At 39.1% G+C, this 4,928-nt stretch carries 2 protein-coding genes and 2 pseudogenes; all 4 read right to left on the bottom strand.

Going from position 1 to position 4,928, the window contains the following annotated elements; translation table 11 throughout:
* Window positions 1–291, bottom strand: a pseudogene (locus WIW52_RS00035) (IS701 family transposase); the annotation flags it as partial.
* A 269-nt stretch (window positions 292–560) separates the two neighbouring features.
* Window positions 561–2,207 carry an ABC transporter permease gene (locus tag WIW52_RS00030; protein ID WP_337707763.1) on the bottom strand — a complete coding sequence of 549 codons (1,647 nt, stop codon included), beginning with the start codon at window positions 2,205–2,207 and terminating at the stop codon, window positions 561–563.
* Window positions 2,204–3,157 carry an ABC transporter ATP-binding protein gene (locus tag WIW52_RS00025; protein ID WP_337707761.1) on the bottom strand — a complete coding sequence of 318 codons (954 nt, stop codon included), beginning with the start codon at window positions 3,155–3,157 and terminating at the stop codon, window positions 2,204–2,206. Before WIW52_RS00025 ends, WIW52_RS00030 begins: the two co-directional genes overlap by 4 nt.
* A gap of 3 nt (window positions 3,158–3,160) precedes the next feature.
* Window positions 3,161–4,594: pseudogene (locus WIW52_RS00020) on the bottom strand (ABC transporter substrate-binding protein).
* Window positions 4,595–4,928: the final 334 nt, after the last annotated feature.

Below are 4,928 nucleotides of genomic sequence, written 5' to 3'. Positions count from 1 at the left end.
GTCGTCTATGATTACTGCCAACTCACCCTTCACCAACACCGACAGGACCTCCAAGTAGTCCTTCCACGCGTCTTCGAGTTCTCCCAACGCCTCCAGCAGGTTTGCGTAGTCCAACCCGAACGTCTCTGATGCGTTCTTGACGCTGGCCCTCCCACCTAGCAGGGTCATGAGGACTAGTGCTAACTCGACCTTCCTGCTCCTCCCGTTCCTCCTGATCACGCCCAGAACTTTGTTCACTGCCTTGACCAACTTCTCCTTAGCTAACTCGATTTGTCCTTTTCCGTTTGACATCTTTTCAGCGGGACGACGTCTAAAATTAAAAACTTCTCGCTAATACCGACTTCTTTGTATTACCTCCCTAAGATTCCCATAACTGCTGTAAAAAATTTCCTCCTGAGCCTTACATCAGGGAATTTAAAAAACTTATTGCATTATACACATCCATATGGTGAACTTATGGGCGGAAGAGGGAGAGACAAGCGCTAGGGAACAAAGGTAAAATTTTCAATTCTTAAAAAACTCCATATATCTCTTTTTTAATTAATCCGTTTATTTTCCCCTTACACGAATTTTAGACCGCTCTTACTATCGCTTTTGATCACCCTGTCGATCGTGAAGAAACTTATAACCATAACTGGTAAAGCTGCAATCAGTGCAGAAGAAGCTAGAGCTGCCCAATTTACCGTTTCGTCTCCTATAGCTTGTAGTGCGAAGATGGTTATCGTTTCGGCACCTTTAGGTGGAAACCCCATGTTATATGGTGTGTCGCTCAGCAAAAGCGGATAGAACAGCAAGTGCCAATTAAATATGAAAGAAAGTAGAAACGTTGAAAGAATAGTAGTTCTAGAGAGTGGTGTAATTATCCTGATAATTTTTCTCTTAATTCCGAAAACTTCAGCAGCCTCGTCACAAGCTCTAGGAAAAGAAGTAAAGAAATTAAACATTATCCACACCGCAAACGTTGCTGTAAAAACTGGAGTTGATAATATGAGAGCCCACCACGTGTTTAACAATCCTATCTTAGAGAAAAATAGGTAAAGAGGTATTATGTATGAAGTTGAAGGTAAAGAATACAGAAAGATTGAAATTAAGAGAAGCCACAATACCCTTTTTCTCTCGATTTCATATGAAGATGGTAAGGCTAGAAATATTGTCAGTAACGATGCAAATAAGGCTACTACTACACTACTTATTAAATACGGTACAGATGAAGAGAAGCACGTAGATAGGTACTTCAGGTCTATTGAAGTGGGTAAAAGAACTGGTGGAGATCTAAAGTCATATATGCTAGGTCTTAATGCTACAAGGAACATCCAATATACTGGAAAATCTAAAAGGAAAATTATAAAAATAGACATAGCATACACTATACTTTTAAAGATATTGTTAGGAATCTTAAAGTTCGGTGAAGGAAACGGTGTCCTTTTGCTCTTTATGAGTAGTAAGATAAGAAGTGCAGGTATCACTGAGATAGCACCTAAGAGTGCGGCAGCTAATTCGCCTCCTGAAAAATTAACAAAAAGGAAGATCTCATCATATACTAAAAGAGGTAAAGTAGTTGAGGCAAAGCCCGGACCTCCTTGAGTAAGAACATAAGGAGTATCAAAATTACCAAGTGCTAGAATGAATTGCAACAGAAAGGATAGTAAAAAGGCTTTGCTAGTCATTGGTAAGGCTATTCTAAAGTAGAATTGCGATAAGGTTAATCCATCTACTTCCGACGCCTCTCTAACTTCTTGAGGTATGGATCTAAATGCCGAGAGCATAATTAGGAAGGACATAGGGATCATAGACCATATGTTTACTCCAGTTACAGCCCATATTGCTGTAGACGCTAAATAAAGCGGATCAAAAGGGATATGAAACAAGTAGGAAAACCATCCGTAATTACCATATAGACTTATACTCCATATCAAGGCGGAAGATGTAAAAGGAATAGAATAGGGTAGCATTACGAGGATTGACAATAACCTCTTTCCTTTTTTCACCATATCTACAAATATAGCTAATAATGTCCCCACTACGGTAGTTACAATTGCAGAAGTTAAAGAGAACACCAGTGTATTGTAGAATATTGTATCTAAAGGAACTAGTTTGAACATCGTTTCAGCTTCTTTTAAATTTATTCCTACTAAGGCAAATGTGAATATAAAGGGTATTACACCAAAAGCTGTGATGTAAGCTAAATAGGGTAAATAATATCTCATAAGAACCTTTTGTAACGTCTTAATTTAATCTTTACCTCAGAACCCACTTTAGGCTTATAACTAACAAAAACTGGAATTGTGTCACCGTTCAAGTTTACGTATGCTAAGTATCTGTCTCCCCAGAATTCAACGTCTGTAACTTTTCCTATTAAGTCTCCTTCTCCCACCTCTACGTCTTCAGCCCTTACGCCTATCTTTCCCTCAAGCCCTAGAATCTTCCCTGATACGATCTTCATGGGTGGGTTACCGAAGAACGTGGCTACAAATTCATCAACGGGATCATTATAAACTTCTTCTGGTGTTCCTACCTGAATTATTCTTCCGTTATTCATAATTGCAACTCTATCAGCAATTGCCATTGCCTCTATGTGGTCGTGAGTGACATAAATAGTAGTTATCCCGTTTTCCCTTTGGACGTCTTTTATCAATTTTCTTGCTGAAACTCTCAAAGGTGCGTCTAAGTTTGATAAAGGTTCGTCCATAAGGAAAAGTTTAGGTTTCCTTAGGATCGCCCTAGCTAATGCTACTCTTTGTTGTTGTCCCCCTGATAACTCTGTAGGATATCTGCTAAGAAGCTCATGAATATCGAGTTTCTTACTTATTTCTTCAGCCCATGTAATCGCTTCCTTCTTAGACATTAGGCCTTCTAAAGGTATTATGAGGTTTTCCAAGACTGTCTTATGGGGGTATAATGCGTAGTTCTGAAATACCATTCCCACATTTCTCTTAGAAGGAGGTAGTTCGTTTACCTCTTGTCCGTCTATGATAATTTTCCCGTCGCTCGGTTTTTCCAAACCAGAAATGATCCTAAGGAGAGTTGTCTTTCCAGATCCAGATGGACCGAGAATAACAAAAAACTCTCCCTTTTCAACCTTTAGGCTTACGTTATCTACCGCCGGTGTCTTACTCCCCCTATACACTTTTTTCACGTTTCTGAGCTCTAGGGACAAACTCTAACCACCGTAGTACGACTCTACGGCACTTATCCACTCACTTGCTGCTGTCTGTAGAGCTGTATTAGGATCGGTTACCTGACCAGTTAAGTATGCGTATACCTGATTATTAAAGTCTGGGATTAGCGATGAATAGGTAGGTGGGATGTTAGGAGGATTCGCCCACGCCTCTAAAGCCGCCTGATACGTTGCATTCAGCCATTCCCTCTCAAAAGAAGGTATAGAAGCATTCATTATTAGTTGTGTGAACGCCTCTTTCGATATCGGGAACTTATCGAACTTTAGGAATGCGAGCATTTGCACCTTGGGAGAAACTAAGAATTGTAAGAACTCTAGGGCTAATTGCTTGTGAAGAGAATACTTGCTTATTCCTAAGAAGTCCGTTCCGGTCTCGGCATATCCTCCAGGCAGTGGAGCTAGTAATGTTTCGTTTACTTGTGTATTCGGTAATTCAGAAATCTGTGACGTAAATAAGAACGCTCCCGAGGCGTTAGCGTATAATTCTCCTATATTTCCATAGCATACTTGTAGTGAAGAGGGATTAGGCTCATAACTTACTAGCTCTTTATAGGTCTCTAACGCTTCTATACCTGCTGTGGAATTGAAAGAAGGTAAGGGATATTGGAAACTTGGAAGTATATAGTTCTCGAACATTATGTTGAAACCCGGAATACCGTATCCATTATGAGACAAGTTATAGTCCCTTATGTAATACCAACCGTATACTGCCGGATATGCGTCAATAATACCATGGGACACGTGATCGTCTATCAGGAATCCGTATTCGGTTACGTGGTGAGAAGTCAGGAATTGATCTGCATCTATAACATCAGTTCAATTATCCCACATTACTGGATTAAAGGGAACATGGTATTCTTCGTAGAATTCATTTGCTAAGGTCTGATTTTCAAATATACTACTCTTGTAAGCCATTAGGTAAACTGCGGTTTCGTAAACTATACCTATCATAACATTCTGGTGAGACGTAACATTGTAAATAATTCCTCCGAAGTCCTCCTGAGGCATTATTATGTCGCTCATATTGAAGTCAGATGAGTTAAGAGGGACTAAGTATGGTGCTACTTTCTGAGCTGAGGTCGAAGTATAACCTATTATATCGTATTGTGAAGAACCTGCCTCTAGCACAGTTAACTCTTTAGTAATATACTCGCTGAACGGATAAGCATATACCTTCACCGTTACACCCGGATGTTCTTGTGAGAAGAGCTCTCCGGCATACTGTATGAAGTTAGCTGATTGTCCGCTGAAAGTGACTACACTCAACGTAATGTTAGATGTCGATGTTACTGGTGTTGTAGTTGAAGGAGTAATCGTTGACGCGGAGTGGTTCATAGCTAAATATAGTCCTAATGTAACTACTATTATTAGTACGATAACTATTAGTCCTATTATTTTACCGCTTAGACCTTTCATACGTTTTAGTATAAGTCGGTTATAATAAATTTTATCTATATTTGATATATAGTGAAATTTTATCTATATGTGATATCTATATGTGATATAAATAATATTTTTCGAGGTCGAGTAAGAATCCAAAATGAGTCTAGGAGTAAAATTTGTGTTTACCCGTGGTATAACTCTAAAGGTTAAAATAGGATAGGGCTGATAATACTCCCACTCATTGAGAAAGCCCGAACAAATGTCCTTGTGAACTATTCTATCAATAGGATATATAATTTTCTTGTCACAAAGATTATATAGGATTACTTACAAGACTAGTGGTGAAGACTAATGAAAGCTTGGTATG

It is taken from the genome of Stygiolobus sp. RP850M, from assembly GCF_037389295.1.
Taxonomy (GTDB): Archaea; Thermoproteota; Thermoprotei_A; order Sulfolobales; family Sulfolobaceae; genus Stygiolobus.
This window is presented reverse-complemented; position numbering and strand designations above follow the sequence as displayed.